Source organism: Kribbella sp. NPDC051936 (assembly GCF_040680955.1).
Taxonomy (GTDB): Bacteria; Actinomycetota; Actinomycetes; order Propionibacteriales; family Kribbellaceae; genus Kribbella.
This window is the reverse complement of record NZ_JBFAXS010000005.1, coordinates 235,940-249,421: the sequence shown is the minus strand read 5'-3', so window position 1 is coordinate 249,421 and position 13,482 is coordinate 235,940. Positions and strand designations below refer to the sequence as shown.

The window sequence follows — 13,482 nt, the reverse complement described above, 5'->3', positions numbered from 1 at the left end:
ATCGTTGTCACCGCTTTGAGAAGAGCTCATGACTGTCCAGTTGCCGAGCCCGCTGCAGACCGCCCTTGCCGGTCGCGCGAGACTTGGTCAGCACACAACTTGAGACTGCGGGAGATTTCGATGAGTACCAGCTCTGTTGACGGACCCACCCCACCGCCCCAGTCAGGCAAAGCCCAGATCGGCGTAACCGGCCTAGCGGTAATGGGCCGCAACCTGGCCCGGAACCTCGCGCGCAACGGGTTCCGCGTCGCTCTGCACAACCGCTCCCAGGCCCGCACCGACGCACTGGTCGCGGAGTTCGGCTCGGAGGGCGACTTCGTGCCGTCGACGGACCTCGCGGGCTTCGTCGAGTCGCTGGAGCAGCCGCGCAAGGTGATCATCATGGTCAAGGCCGGCGCGCCGACCGACGCGGTCATCGACGAGCTGGTGCCACTGCTCGACGAGGGCGACATCGTCGTCGACGCCGGTAACGCGCACTTCGTCGACACCCGGCGCCGGGAGGCGGCGCTGAAGGAGAAGGGCCTGCACTTCGTCGGCAGCGGCGTCTCCGGCGGCGAGGAGGGCGCACTGAACGGCCCGAGCATCATGCCGGGCGGCTCCCCGGAGTCGTACGCGGCGCTGGAGCCGATGCTCACCAAGATCTCCGCCCACGTGAACGGCGAGCCGTGCTGTGTGCACGTCGGTCCGGACGGCGCCGGTCACTTCGTGAAGATGCTGCACAACGGCATCGAGTACGCCGACATGCAGCTGATCGCGGAGGCGTACGACCTGCTCCGGCACGTCCTCGGCCTGGCCCCCGCGGAGCTCGCGGACGTGTTCCGGGACTGGAACACCGGCGACCTCGAGTCGTTCCTGATCGAGATCACCGCCGAGGTGCTCAGCCAGACCGACCCGACGAGCGGCGGCGCGTTCGTCGACATCGTCCTCGACCAGGCCGAGCAGAAGGGCACCGGCCGGTGGACGGTGCAGTCGGCGCTCGACCTGGGCATCCCGGTCAGCGGCATGGCCGAGGCCGTGTTCGCGCGGTCGCTGTCGGGTGACGTCGTACGGCGGGAGGCTGCCGCCGGCGTACTGCCCGGTCCGTCGGAGACGAAGGCGGACGTCGACCGGGACGCGTTCATCGACGACGTACGGCACGCGCTGTACTCGTCGAAGCTGGTCGCGTACGCGCAGGGCTTCGACGCGATCCGCGCCGCCAGCGACGAGTACGGCTGGAACATCGACCTCGGCGCGATGGCGACGATCTGGCGCGGCGGCTGCATCATCCGGGCGCGGTTCCTGGACCGCATCAAGGAGGCGTACGACCGCAACCCGGACCTGCCGTCGCTGCTCGTCGACGACTACTTCCGGGACGCGGTCGCGAGCGGGCAGGAGGCGTGGCGCCGCGTGGTGGCGACCGCGGCGACCGTCGGCGTTCCGGCTCCGGGATTCTCGGCCGCACTGTCGTACTACGACGGCCTCCGCGCCGAGCGCCTGCCGGCCGCCCTGATCCAGGGCCTGCGCGACCTCTTCGGCGCGCACACCTACAAGCGCGTCGACCGTGAAGGCAGCTTCCACCTCGAGTGGTCGGGCGATCGCTCCGAGAGCACCCAGTAGACAGCGACCGCAGCAACACAGAGGAAGCCTGCGGCTCCGACGCCGGCCACGTTGAACCCGTGGACGGCGTCGGAGTGAGCGGCCACCGTTCCGGCGACTGTGCTGAGCAACGCCGTACCGAGTGATGCGCCGACCTGCTGGGACGTCATCACCATGGCGCCGGCCACCGCGCTGTCGGCGCCGGCGCCGAGCGTGGCGGTGCTGTTGGCCGTGACCAGGACCCATCCGGTCCCCAGGCCGACCAGCAGGAAGACTGGCATGACCTGCAGCCAGTAGTTGCTGTCCGGGCGCAGAAGACCGAGCAGTGCGAGACCTGCCGCGATGGTGAGCAGTCCGGGGCAGATGAGTGCGCGCACGCTCGCCCTGGCGAGCAGCCGGCTCACCGCACGCACTCCGACCATGAGTCCGACTGTCAGCGGCAGGAAGCCCAGTCCGGCCCTGATCGGCGAGTAGTGGCGGACCGTCTGCAGGTAGAAGGTCAGAAAGAACAGCGCGGCGAACATGCCGATGGCCAGGCTGAACACCGCCAAGTACGAGCCGCCTCGCTTGCGGTCTCTGAGGACCCTTAACGGCAGGAGCGGATTGGCAACGCGCGCCTGCGCGGCCAAGAACCCGGCCAGTAGCGCCACGCCGACAGCCACCGACGCATACGTCGCCGGCGCACTCCACCCGTCCGACTCCGCCCGGCCGAACCCGAACACCACCGCCATCAGACCTGTTGTCGCCAGCACCGCACCTAGTACGTCGACCCGCATGCCACTGGCACGCTGCACGGGAGGTACGGCGTAAAGGACACCTGCTGTGGCCAGTGCCGCGATCGGCAGGTTCACGTACATGGCCCAGCGCCAGTCCAAGTACTCCGTCAGCACTGCGCCTGCCAAGATGCCCAGTCCGGACGCACTGCCCATGACTGCGCCGTAGATCCCGAACGCCTTGCCACGCTCAGCCGGCGACGGAAACGAGGCTGCGAGCGTCGCCAGCACGGCCGGAGTCAGAAGCGCGCCGAAGACGCCCTGTAGTGCACGTCCTGTGAGAAGCACGGCTCCACCGGTCGCTGCGCCGCCCAGCGCGGAGGCCAGCGCGAAGCCGGTCAGCCCCGCCAGGAGCGCCCGCCGCCGTCCGATCAGGTCGCTCATCCGGCCGCCGAGCAGCAGCAGACCGCCGTACCCGAGCGCGAAGAGCGTGATCACCCACTGCCGCGACGGATCCGACAACCCCAGGTCCTGCTGCATCGACGGCAGCGCGATGTTCACGATCGTCAGATCGATCCCCACCATCAACTGCGCCGTCGCCACCGCCGCCAACGCCCACCACCGCTTGGCATCAACCTGGGCCGGCACCGCCGTGGTCGCCACTAGAACATCCCGTTCGAGTTCGCGGCGGTGTCGGGGATCGGCTGCATGACATCCCAGTGCTCGACGATCCTGCCGTCCTCGTCGAGGCGGAAGATGTCCACGATCGCCGTCCCCGGCTGCCCCGGCACGCGCACGCCGTACACGTGGGCGATGACGTGGTCGCCGTCGGCGAAGAGTTGCTTGACCTCGGCCCGCAGGTCGGGGAAATCCCGTCGCAGGGTCGCGACGAAGGCCTCGAAACCGGCGATGCCGTCCGCGATCCGCGGGTTGTGCTGCACGTAGCGGTCGCCGATCAGCTGGGCCGCGGCGTGGAAGTCCTTCTGGTTCAGGCCGGCCTCGCAGAAGTCGCGGACCGTCTGCTTGTTGCGTTCGCTCATCGTCATCCTTAAGTGAACAGCTGTAGTGCTACGACTGTAAGGCAACGTGCGTTGCAATACAATCGGCCTATGGATGCTGGGACGACGCGGAGCCGCAACCGGCGCGGGCAAGGCGAACTGCTGCGCCGCGAGATCATCGACGCGGCGTTGCGGATGCTCAACGAACTCGGCGACGACGAGGCGCTGTCGCTGCGCGCGGTCGCCCGCGAGGTCGGGATCGCGGCAACCTCGGTGTACATCCACTTCGCCGACCGCGACGAACTTGTGTTCGCCGCCCTCGAGCAGTGCACCGCCGACCTGCTGCGCGACCTCGAGGAGGCCGAGACGAGCGCCGGCGACGATCCGGTACGGCGACTACGCGCGCGGCTGCTCTTCCTCGCCACCTGGACGCGCGACTACGCCGGGCTCTACAAGGTGCTGCACGAGAGCACGCTGAACCGGCGGATGCACCTGGTCTTCAAGGAGGAACTGGCGGTCCGCGCGAAGGCCGCCGTCCAGGCCTGTATGGACGCCGGACTCGCGCCGGCCGACGACGCGGCGGCCGTGGCGCTCGATCTCCGCGCGGCCGTGCACGGCGCGGTCTCGATCCGGATCAACGAGCCGGAGGCGGAGCTGCCACCGCTGGAAGCACAGATCGATCGCTTCCTGGTCAGGCTGGTTGGTGTGCGAATCGAACATGTGTTCTAATGGTCGCACAGTGCCAGTTCCGAAGGAGATCGCCGCAACGATGACTGTAGACACTCTGGCAGTAGAGACGCCGTCCGACGCCGCCGACACTCCCGACCTGATGAACTCGTCGGCCGCCGCGGCTGCCGAAACCCCCGACACGTCCGAAGCGTCCGACACGGACTCGGCCGAGGTCGCGAAGCCGAAGAAGGCGCCGGCGAAGAAGGCCGCGGGCAAGAAGACCAAGACCCTCGAGCTCACGCTGACCGTCACCGGCACCGCGGACGGCGAGTGGCGGGCCGAGCTGAAGCAGGGCACGACCTACCTGGCGCGCGACCTGGCCGTCGCCGCGGCCGCGGTGTCCCGCGCGGCCAAGGAGCTGCACGAGGACCTGTCGACCCCGATCGACGAGGTGATCGAGGAGGCCCGCGCGCAGCAGGCCGCGAAGGTCGCCGCCCTCGAGGCCGAGCTCGAAGCCGCCCGCAAGGCTCTCGCCGACCTCGACTGAAGACTCCCCGTGGTCGGTCACCTTCCCTGACCACCACGGGCAGAAAATGCAGGACCCGTCCGCAACCGTGTGAGGTGGTTGCGGACGGGTTCTGATTGTCTGCAGCCGCCTTGGTCGACTCTTTGCCTGCAGCAACCAGCTGGGGTCAGCGGTCGGCGGTGGCGGAGGCCGGCGTGCCGGGACGGTCCTCGGCGGCGGCCAGGGCGTTGGTGACGGTGATGGTCAGCAGGAGCACGGCGGCCAGCACGGCCACCAGCGTCCAGCGGGCTGCGGTGTTGCTCATGTCCTGATGGTCCCGCCGGCTCCCACCGTCCGGAACCTCTGTCGGCCGGTTTCAGGGCTCGCTCCGGGATCGCCTCCGGCGGAGTCCTGAGCAGCGAACCAGACATGAACCGGGACATGAACACGGTGTGACTGAAACGGCACGCCGTAGTGCTGGGCGGGGGTCGTTCATTGCCCTTACCGTGGGTGCCCTGCGGGATTTGGCCGCTCCGGGGTGAGAAGGGGTCAGATGAGCACTTTCCAGGACTTGGGTTCGCTGCTGCTGGTGCGCGGCGCCGACGAGATCGACCATGCGGGCGGAAGCCTGTATGTCCACCTGCACCGCGTCGCCAAGCGCCTCGGCTCCATGGGTGCGTCCGACACCCTGGTGCTGGCCGGCCTGGCGCACGCCGCGTACGGCACCGACGGCTTCCCGACCCAGCTCTTCGACTGGCAGACCGAGCGTCCGGTCCTGGAGTCGGTGATCGGTACCGATGCCGAGCTGATCGTCTACCGGTACGGCGCGTGCGACCGGGAGACCACGTGGCGTGACCTCGCCGAGCACCGGACGGTGACGGACCGCTTCACCGGCACCTCGGAGGAGCTCGGCACCGAGGAGCTCCGCGACTTCGTCGACCTGACGATCGTCAACGAGCTCGACGTCCTCGACCACGACGCCGAGCGGGCCGTGCAGCTGCGCCCGTTCCTCCAGGAGCAGATCCCGCGCTGGCAGTCCCTAGCCTCGCCGGCGGTGCTCAACGAGTCCCAGCGGATCCTGCAGCTCTAGGATCCGCTGACAGCGCCTCACTGTCAGACTGGGGGCCGTAAACGGTTCCTGTGGCGGGGGTTCCTGGGACTTCTCGGGCTCTGGCTGATCGTCACCGCGGCTTCTCTCGGCTACAACCTCGCCACCAACGGAACCGCCGCGCCGCCGCCCGGCCTCAAGTACGTTCAGGCGGCCGGCATCAACACCCGCTACGACACCTGGGGTACGTCGGGAGCGCCCGTCGTCCTCGTCCACGGTTCGGCGGAGTCCGTCGACACGTGGTCACGGGTCGTGCCGCTGCTCGCCACCAACCATCGCGTGTACGCGTACGACATCACCGGCTACGGGTATTCCGAGCGCAAGGGGCCGTACACGGTCGAGCATCTCGCCGCGCAGCTGCTCGGGTTCCTGGAGGCGATGCAGCTCGGCGGGCCGGGCGAACCGCGGCCGATCCTGGTCGGGCACTCGCTCGGCGCCGGGATCGCGGCCGAGGCGACGCTCGAGGCGCCGGACCGGATCGGCGGGATCATGTTCCTCGACGGCGACGGGCTGCCGTTGCCGGGCGGTCAGGCCGGGCCGCCGCGCTGGCTGGTCGTCCCGCCGTACCGGACCTCGCTGTTCCGGCTGGTGCTCGACCAGGGCTGGCTGCTGAAGCGGGTCTACAACAGCGTCTGCTCCCCCGCTTGCCCGGAAATGGATGTCGACCAGTGGACGCGCCCGTTCCGGCAGCCCGGCGCGGAGCAGGCGGTCTGGCAGATGACGGCGCACGGCATCCCGGCGGTCTCCCCCGACCGGCTGGCGATGCTCAGTGCCTTGAAGCTCCCGAAAGCGGTGGTTTTCGGCGCCGAGGACACCAACGGCGGGAACCCGGCCGAGACCGCGACCCGTATCGGCGCCCCCGCACCGACGCTGATCCCGGACGCCAACCACCTCACGCCGATCTCCCACCCGGCCGAGGTGGCGGCCGCGATCGACCGACTTCGCTGATCGCAGATTCCTGGAATTCCGGTGCGGGCCGACGGATGATCGGAGCATGGCCCGATACGAAGTGGTTGCGCGCGCGAAGCCTGATCGCCGACTGTCCAACGCCGCCTACATCGACCTCGCGCTGAACTCGTGCTCCCTGGACAAGGGCCTGCGCTTCCAGCGGATCGAGGACCTGCCGGACGGCACGATAGCGATCGTCCTGCAGCAGAAGCTGTCGCCGCGCAAGCACGACGCGGCCTGCGAGATGGCCAACCGGAGCCTCGCCCAGCTCGGCATCCCGGCCGCCCAGGTCCAGCAGATCGACCTGCACCGGCTGACCCGCAAGGGCGGCCGCGCACTGGTCCGCTCGTGGGTGGGTCCGAACAACCCGCCCGGCCCGGACACCGCAGGCGACCGCGAGCCGCGCCGCCCGAAGCCGACGCCGCCGCACCTGCGCGCCTACCTCACGGAGTGAAGACCTCGAACCGCGTGCCGTACTTCGTGCCCAGCCTGGTACCGGCCGGGCGGGACGCACCTTCGAGGAACTCCTCGGCGTCGAAGCCGCGGTTCAAGCCGTCGATGTAAGCCTTGTGCGCCTGCAGGGACCGGACACCGACCTCGAACGTGTCGGTCGTGTCCACGCCGTGCCGCGAGTTCGGTGAGCCGGCCGCCCACACCTGCCGTACGCCGTCCCATTTGTCGCCGGCGTCCGGGAAGATCCACCGGTTCGCGGCGTCCCGGACCGCGTCGAGCGTGGCGCGACCGGTGCTGATGTGATCGGACTGGTTCAGCGCCACGTCGCCGTCCCAGGTGTCGCGGAAGTTGTTCGTGATGACGATGTCCGGCTGGTGCCGGCGGATCGCGGCGGTGATCAGGCGGCGGAGCGCCACGCCGTACTCGATGGTGCCGTCCGGCTGGCCGAGGAACTCGACCACGGAGACACCGACGATCCGGGACGACTCGATCTGCTCGGCCTCGCGCAGCGGGCCGCACTCGGCCGGGTCGACGCCGTCGATACCCGCCTCGCCGGAGGTCAGCAGGCAGTACACGACCTGCTTGCCCTGTCCGGTCCACCGCGCGATCGCGGCCGCGGTGCCGAATTCCAGGTCGTCCGGGTGGGCGACGACAGCGAGCGCCTTCTGCCAGTCTTCGGTCACCGGTTCGAGCGGTTGAGGTTCACTCATGGTCGCAGGCTAGCCGCCGAAGACCTGGCGGGTGTAGGGGTTCTCGAACGTTCGCTGCGGATCCAGCCGGTCGCGAACGGCGAGGAAGTCGTCGAAGTGCGGGTACCGGCCGCGCAGCTCGGCGGCCGTCAGCGTGTGCAACTTGCCCCAGTGCGGCCGGCCGTCGTAGTCGGCGACGATGTCCTCGAAGGCCCGGAAGTAAGGGTCGTGCGGCAGCCGGTGGTACTGATGGATCGCGACATACGCCGTCGCGCGACCGGACGCCGTGGACAGCCAGATGTCGTCCGGCGCGGCCACCCGGACCTCGATCGGGAACGGGATCCGCGACCCGGACGCGTCGATCCACTCGCGCAGCCGGCGGATCACGTCGACCACGTGCTCCCGCGGCACGGCGTACTCCGACTCGCGGAAGATCACGTTGCGCTCGGAACAGAACACCTTGTACGACGCGTCGACGTACTCGCGGGCGGACAGCGCGCGGGAGGCGATCCGGTTGATCCGCGGCACCGTCCCGGGTCGCCGCACGGCGAGCCGGTTGGTCAGCTCGAAGACCTTGTTGGACAGCAGCTCGTCGTCGATCCAGCCGCGGATCCGCCCGACCGGCGAGGCTCCGACGCCGGGGCCGACCCGGTTGTTCCGCTTGGTGAGCGCGATGTCGGTGTGCGGGAACCAGTAGAACTCGAAATGGTCGTTGCCGTCGGCAAGCTCGTCGAAACCGTCCAGGACCTCGCCGAGCGGCAGCGGCATCTCCTGCGCGCGCAGCAGGAACGCCGGCACGCACTGCAGCGTCAGCGAGCTGATCACACCGAGCGCGCCGACCGACACCCGGGCCGCGGCGAACACGTCCGGGTTCTCGTCGGGCGAGCAGTGCAGCACCGAACCGTCGGCGGTGACCAGGTCGAGTGCGCCGATTTGCGTGGCCAGGCCGCCGAGCCGCGCGCCGGTCCCGTGCGTGCCGGTGGAGACCGCGCCGGAGACGGTCTGCTTGTCGATGTCGCCGAGGTTCGCCATCGCCAGGTCGAAGGCCGCGAGGCCCTCGTTGAGCTTCCGCAGGCCGGTGCCAGCACCGACGGTCACCCGGCCGGACTCCTGGTCCGCGTGAGTGATCGACGACAGCCCGTCGAGGCGGATCATCACCTCCTGCGGCACCGAGCAGCCCGTGAACGAATGCCCGGAGCCGACCGCCTTGAGCTTCTTGCCCTGCTCGGCCGCGGACTTGACCGCCGCCGCGAGCTCGTCGGCGGAGCGCGGACGCAGGGTCTCGATCCCGGTCGCCGATTCGGTGCCGGCCCAGTTCCGCCAGGTGCTCATCCGAAGTTCTTCCCTTCGCCGCGGTAGGTGACGAGTTCGGTCAGCTGGTCACTCGACTCGTCCGAGCCGATCGCCTGCACGACGTCGAACCGCTCCAGCATCTCGCCCGCCTTCGCGTAGCGCATCCACACTCTGTCTCCTAGACGCAGCCGATCGGCCGATTGACCCTGGACCGGCGTCTGTACCTCGCCTGCGCCTTCGGTGCCCAGCAGCTTCAGGCCGGACGGCGCGGCCGGCAGCGGCAGCCGCGACTTCTTGGCCGGCCCGGACGCGACGTACCCGCCGCCGAAGAGCGTGGCGATCCGCGGCGCGGGGCGACGTACGACGTCCAGCGCGTACGCCATCGCGTGCTCGGGCTGGAACACGTCGTACTTGTCGAACAGGGTCGGGCCGTAGAGACCGGAGCCCGCGGTGACCTCGGTGACGACCGGGTCGGCGCTGCTGATCTCGAGGCTGCCCGTGCCGCCGCTGTTGACGATCCGCAGTGGCGCGACCTGCTTGACCGCGTCGACGACGGCGCCGCGCCGGTCGGCGAGCTCGGCGGCCGACCGCCGCTTGACCCAGCGGACTGCCGGCGAGGTGTCCGGGAGACCGGCGATCTGCGCCTCGTAGAACATCACGCCGGTCAGCTCGAACGTGTCGTCCGCGGCGACCGTCCGGGCGAGCGCCGCGACCTCGGCCGGGGTCCGCAGCGGGGACCGCCGGACGCCGAGGTGCCGGCCGAGGACTCGCAGCGAGGCGTCGACGTCGAGGCAGACCTGGATCCGGGCGGGGCCGGTCGCGGCGGCCTTGATGTACCCGAGGTGCTCCGGCGAGTCGATCATCAGCGTGATCCGGGAGGCCGCCCCGGGGTCTTCCGACAGCTCGCGGAGCGCGGCCCGATGCGTCGTCGGGTAACCGAGCAGGATGTCGTCGACACCGTTGCGCGCCAGCCAGAGCGCCTCGGGGAGCGCGTAGCTCATCACGCCGCGGAAGCCGGGGCGCTCGAGCGCGGCCGCGATCAGCGCGCGGCAGCGGACCGACTTGGACGCGATCCGGATCGGCGTCCCGGCGGCGCGCCGGACCAGGTCGTCGGCGTTGCGCCGGAACGCGGCGAGGTCGATCACCGCGTACGGCGCGTCCAGCCGCGCGGTGAGCCGGGCATACCTGTCGAAGTCACCCATAACCGGAGTGTAGGTCACGAAATACTGAAAGGTAATACAACTTCTCGCGCGGTGTGCGGACGGACCAGTGGATCTCACGGGTTCGAGCGGTGCCCGGTCCGGGCGAATCTGAGGGCGAACCGGCCAACGCCCGATCAGAGAGGTCTTCCATGAACGTCAGCCGCCGCACCCTCCTCCGGACCACCGGCGCCGCCGCACTGGCGGCCGGTGTCGCCCCGCTCGTGACCGGCGGCGCGGCCGCCGCACCGAAGCTGCCCTTCGGCCCGGTCAAGCAGATCGACGCCGGTGTCCTCAACGTCGGATACGTCGAACTCGGCCCGGCGCACGGCACTCCGGTGCTTCTGCTGCACGGATTCCCGTACGACATCCACAGCTTCGAACAGGTCGCCCCGCTGCTCGCCCGCCGCGGCTACCGCGTCGTGGTGCCCTACCTGCGCGGCCACGGAAGTACGACGTTCCGCTCGGCCGGCACTCCCCGCAACGTCGACCAGGCCGCGTTCGCGCTCGACATCCTCGCGCTGATGGACGCGCTCGGCATCCAGCGCGCTGTGCTGGCCGGCTACGACTGGGGCTCGCGCACCGCGGACATCATCGCGGCGCTCTGGCCGGAGCGGGTGAAGGCTCTGGTCTCGGTCACCGGGTACCTGATCACGAACCTCGAGGCGAACTTGAACCCGCTGCCGCCCGCGGCCGAGAACGCCTGGTGGTACCAGTACTACTTCGCCACCGAGCGCGGCGTGAAGGGCCTGCACCAGTACAAGCGGGAGCTCGGCGAGTTCATCTGGAAGTTCAACTCACCGACCTGGAAGTACAGCGCGGCGACGTACGCCCGGACCGCGGCCGCCTTCGACAACCCGGACTGGGAGACCATCGTGATCGGCAACTACCGGTGGCGGCAGAGCCTGGCCCCGGCGGAGCCGGAGTACGCCGAGCTGGAGGTCCAGCTGCAGAAGGCGCCGAAGATCGGCGTCCCGACGATCACGATCGACGGCCGGTACGACCCGTTCACGCCGGCCGGCGACGGCTCGTCGTACCGGGACCACTTCATCGGCCGGTACGAGCACCGGACGTTCGACGTCGGGCACAACGTGCCGCAGGAGGCGCCGCGCGAGTTCGCGCAGGCAGTGGTCGACGCTAGTCGATGACGGCTTCCAGGGCTGGTACGACGGTGTGTGCCCAGTCGGCCTGTTTGTCCGGTTGTGCGGAGCTCGTCGCGAGCAGGGCGACTGTCGAACCCTTCACGACCGACACGTCGACGTAGGCCTCCGCTCCGACGTACGTACGAACAGCGGTAGCAGCTGTGGCGGTGTCCCAGAGCTGTTTGACGCTCAGATCACCGCCGGTGCCGCAGGCCTTCATGCGGGCCTCGTAGCCGCGGTAGTACGCAGTGGCCGCGTCGGAGGTGCTGAAGCGGAGCAGGAGCGCAGTGGCGGGTAAGGCGTCGGCGGTGCGGTAGCTGCCGGTCAGTGCGTACTGCGGGATCGGGAGGGATCCCTTGACCGGCTGGCCGGCGCACCCGGAGGGCAGGGCCTCGTACGACGCCTGGTGCGGGTCGCGCCGGCGGGTCCAGGTGTTGTTGCCGATGAAGCCCGCCTCTGCGCCACCGGGGTCCGTGTACGTCTTCCACCCTGCGCCCAGCTTGTCCGGGGCCGGGAGATTGTCGGCGGTGAGCGGGCCGGCGTTCGCGGGAGGCGGGGCGGTGGCTTGCTCCGGCACCTCCGGCGGGACGGCGGCGTCAGTCGGGTTGCTGGTGGGCAGTGTGGTCGGCGGCACCGGCACCGTCCCGCTGACTGTGCTGGGGATCACCGGCGTCGGACTGGGCGTTGAGCTCGGTGCTGGTTGCTCAGCTGTCGACTTGGAGCTGCAGCCGACCAGGACGGCAGCCAGGACACCGGCGACTACAACGGTCTTCACTTCGGCTCGAAGTGCTGGTAGTCGGGCTTGGCCCAGCCGGCGCCCCAGAAGTACCCCTGTCCGATCAGGGCCTTCGTGGCCACACTGCTGGAGAACAGCATGCCCGGGCGCACCACCGACCGGTTGCGGTACGCCAGCCCGTTCGACGGATACCAGACGCCGTCCGCGGCCAGGTACGGGTTCTCGACGGTGTTGATGTCGATCGCCCAGCCGTACGAGTGCGGCGACAACGAGTACGGGTCGCCAGTGACGCGGCGGCAGTTGAACGCCGACGTGTTGTCGGCCGCCATCGACTTGATGTCGCTGCCGCCGAACACGTCCACCCGGCGCATCTGCCGGATCGGGAACTTGGACGTGAACGTCGAGGTCCACACGGTGATCATCTTCGCCACCGCGGCGTCCCGCAGGATCAGCTCACCCCGGTGCACGCGGCCGTCGAAACCCCAGTAGTTCAGCTGCAGCAGCCGCAGCGACGAGGGCCGCACGGGGCATCCGCTGCGATAGGTGTAGGGCACCATCGCGGCGGACACGGCGTACACCTTGGGGTTCAGGGCCGCCTTGATGACGATCGTCGCCAGGCCGGAGTACTCCATCGCGGGCTGGGTGACGTACCGCGTGACGACGCGGACGGTGCGGGTCTTGGGCAGGTCGTCGGGGACCCTCAGCCGGAAGTTGCCGGCCGCATCCATCTTCGCGATGTTCAGCAGTGCCCAGCGGCCGCTGCCGAGATACTCCTGCAGCGCGAGCTCCTTGCCCGGCTCGGCCGGCACCATCCGGCCGGTGACCGAGACGCCGGTCAGCGTCGCGTACCAGGAGGCCGGGGTGGTGATCAGGATCTTCCGGTCCTGGATCGGCACCGTCCGGTAGTCCGAGATCGCGAGCGCCGTCTCCGCCTTGACCCCGATCATCGTGCGGAACGCCCAGGTGCCCGGGGCCGCCGAGACGTAGCTGAACCGGTACACGCCGCCGGTCGTGGTCCGGGTCGACGCGCGCAGCACCCAGGCGCCCGGGACCCGCTGCCACAGCGTGATGTACGACCCGGTGATCGGCTGGCTGATCTTGCCGGTGAAGACCGTCGGCTTGTCCTCCCACGAGGCCGCCGGCTGGTCCAGCGTGATCGACCAGGCCGCCGCCGGGGTCACCGCGGCCGACTGCGTCGGTGTCGGCGTCGGTGTCGGCGTGGGTGTGGGAGTCGGCGTAAGCGTCGGGTTCGGCGTTTCAGCCGGTGCCGCCGACGGAGTCACGCTCGGCGAAGGAGTCTCGTCCGCATGGGCCACGCCGACGGACCCGAGACTCAGCACAACCGCGACCGCCACCCCAACGAAGCGCCTCATCCGCCTCACCCTCCCCTCGACAACACCTACCCCTATAAGAGGCAGTCACACAGGGAGACGTCACACGAAGGCGGGAAGTTT

General features: G+C 69.6%; 15 protein-coding genes. 7 read left to right on the top strand and 8 right to left on the bottom strand.

Going from position 1 to position 13,482, the window contains the following annotated elements; translation table 11 throughout:
- The first annotated feature begins 120 nt into the window (after positions 1-120).
- Entirely contained in the window at positions 121-1,596 is a 1,476-nt protein-coding gene (gndA, locus tag AB0L64_RS18825; protein WP_363711572.1) for an NADP-dependent phosphogluconate dehydrogenase, read from the top strand.
- Here gndA and AB0L64_RS18820 read toward each other — a convergent pair.
- Together AB0L64_RS18820 and AB0L64_RS18815 are read right to left on the bottom strand one after the other, a co-directional pair.
- Positions 1,524-2,951 (bottom strand): MFS transporter, encoded by a 1,428-nt coding sequence (locus AB0L64_RS18820; RefSeq protein ID WP_363711570.1) that lies wholly within the window; start codon positions 2,949-2,951, stop codon positions 1,524-1,526. The two genes, gndA and AB0L64_RS18820, sit on opposite strands and share 73 nt — an antisense overlap.
- The gene (locus AB0L64_RS18815) at positions 2,951-3,328 is read right to left on the bottom strand and encodes a nuclear transport factor 2 family protein (RefSeq protein WP_363711568.1); all 378 of its coding nucleotides are present in this window, start codon (positions 3,326-3,328) and stop codon (positions 2,951-2,953) included. Before AB0L64_RS18815 ends, AB0L64_RS18820 begins: the two co-directional genes overlap by 1 nt.
- A 69-nt stretch (positions 3,329-3,397) precedes the next feature.
- On the opposite strand from AB0L64_RS18815, the gene AB0L64_RS18810 reads away from it, so the two are divergent.
- Positions 3,398-4,015: a TetR/AcrR family transcriptional regulator gene (locus AB0L64_RS18810; protein WP_363711566.1), complete on the top strand. Its 618-nt coding sequence runs from the start codon at positions 3,398-3,400 to the stop codon at positions 4,013-4,015.
- A 40-nt stretch (positions 4,016-4,055) separates the two neighbouring features.
- Entirely contained in the window at positions 4,056-4,502 is a 447-nt protein-coding gene (locus AB0L64_RS18805; RefSeq protein WP_363711564.1) for a DUF6319 family protein, read from the top strand.
- Between the two features lie 145 nt (positions 4,503-4,647).
- On the opposite strand, the gene AB0L64_RS18800 is transcribed toward AB0L64_RS18805, so the two are convergent.
- Positions 4,648-4,785, bottom strand: a complete 138-nt coding sequence (locus AB0L64_RS18800) for a hypothetical protein (RefSeq protein WP_359936355.1) — start codon at positions 4,783-4,785, stop codon at positions 4,648-4,650.
- A gap of 228 nt (positions 4,786-5,013) precedes the next feature.
- On the opposite strand from AB0L64_RS18800, the gene AB0L64_RS18795 reads away from it, so the two are divergent.
- From AB0L64_RS18795 to AB0L64_RS18785, 3 genes are read left to right on the top strand one after another with little or no spacing between them, the layout of a single operon-like run.
- Positions 5,014-5,550, top strand: coding sequence for a DUF6817 domain-containing protein (locus AB0L64_RS18795; RefSeq protein ID WP_363711562.1), 537 nt, complete (start codon positions 5,014-5,016; stop codon positions 5,548-5,550).
- 6 nt (positions 5,551-5,556) lie between these two features.
- Entirely contained in the window at positions 5,557-6,516 is a 960-nt protein-coding gene (locus tag AB0L64_RS18790) for an alpha/beta hydrolase (RefSeq protein WP_363712367.1), read from the top strand.
- 46 nt (positions 6,517-6,562) lie between these two features.
- Positions 6,563-6,970, top strand: coding sequence for a hypothetical protein (locus AB0L64_RS18785; protein WP_359936361.1), 408 nt, complete (start codon positions 6,563-6,565; stop codon positions 6,968-6,970).
- Here the strand turns inward: AB0L64_RS18785 and AB0L64_RS18780 are convergent.
- The 3 genes from AB0L64_RS18780 to AB0L64_RS18770 are packed head-to-tail and all read right to left on the bottom strand — an operon-like array spanning position 6,960 to position 10,153.
- Positions 6,960-7,679 (bottom strand): PIG-L deacetylase family protein, encoded by a 720-nt coding sequence (locus tag AB0L64_RS18780; protein ID WP_359936363.1) that lies wholly within the window; start codon positions 7,677-7,679, stop codon positions 6,960-6,962. The two genes, AB0L64_RS18785 and AB0L64_RS18780, sit on opposite strands and share 11 nt — an antisense overlap.
- Positions 7,680-7,688: 9 nt before the next feature.
- Positions 7,689-8,990, bottom strand: a complete 1,302-nt coding sequence (locus AB0L64_RS18775) for a D-arabinono-1,4-lactone oxidase (RefSeq protein ID WP_363711560.1) — start codon at positions 8,988-8,990, stop codon at positions 7,689-7,691.
- Positions 8,987-10,153: an amino acid deaminase/aldolase gene (locus AB0L64_RS18770; RefSeq protein WP_363711558.1), complete on the bottom strand. Its 1,167-nt coding sequence runs from the start codon at positions 10,151-10,153 to the stop codon at positions 8,987-8,989. The genes AB0L64_RS18775 and AB0L64_RS18770 overlap by 4 nt, the downstream gene beginning before the upstream one ends.
- Positions 10,154-10,302: 149 nt before the next feature.
- Between AB0L64_RS18770 and AB0L64_RS18765 the strand changes: the two genes are divergently transcribed.
- Positions 10,303-11,298, top strand: a complete 996-nt coding sequence (locus AB0L64_RS18765) for an alpha/beta hydrolase (RefSeq protein ID WP_363711556.1) — start codon at positions 10,303-10,305, stop codon at positions 11,296-11,298.
- On the opposite strand, the gene AB0L64_RS18760 is transcribed toward AB0L64_RS18765, so the two are convergent.
- Together AB0L64_RS18760 and AB0L64_RS18755 are read right to left on the bottom strand one after the other, a co-directional pair.
- Entirely contained in the window at positions 11,288-12,067 is a 780-nt protein-coding gene (locus tag AB0L64_RS18760; protein WP_363711554.1) for a hypothetical protein, read from the bottom strand. The two genes, AB0L64_RS18765 and AB0L64_RS18760, sit on opposite strands and share 11 nt — an antisense overlap.
- Positions 12,064-13,401 (bottom strand): M15 family metallopeptidase, encoded by a 1,338-nt coding sequence (locus AB0L64_RS18755; protein WP_363711552.1) that lies wholly within the window; start codon positions 13,399-13,401, stop codon positions 12,064-12,066. The genes AB0L64_RS18760 and AB0L64_RS18755 overlap by 4 nt, the downstream gene beginning before the upstream one ends.
- Positions 13,402-13,482 lie beyond the last annotated feature (81 nt).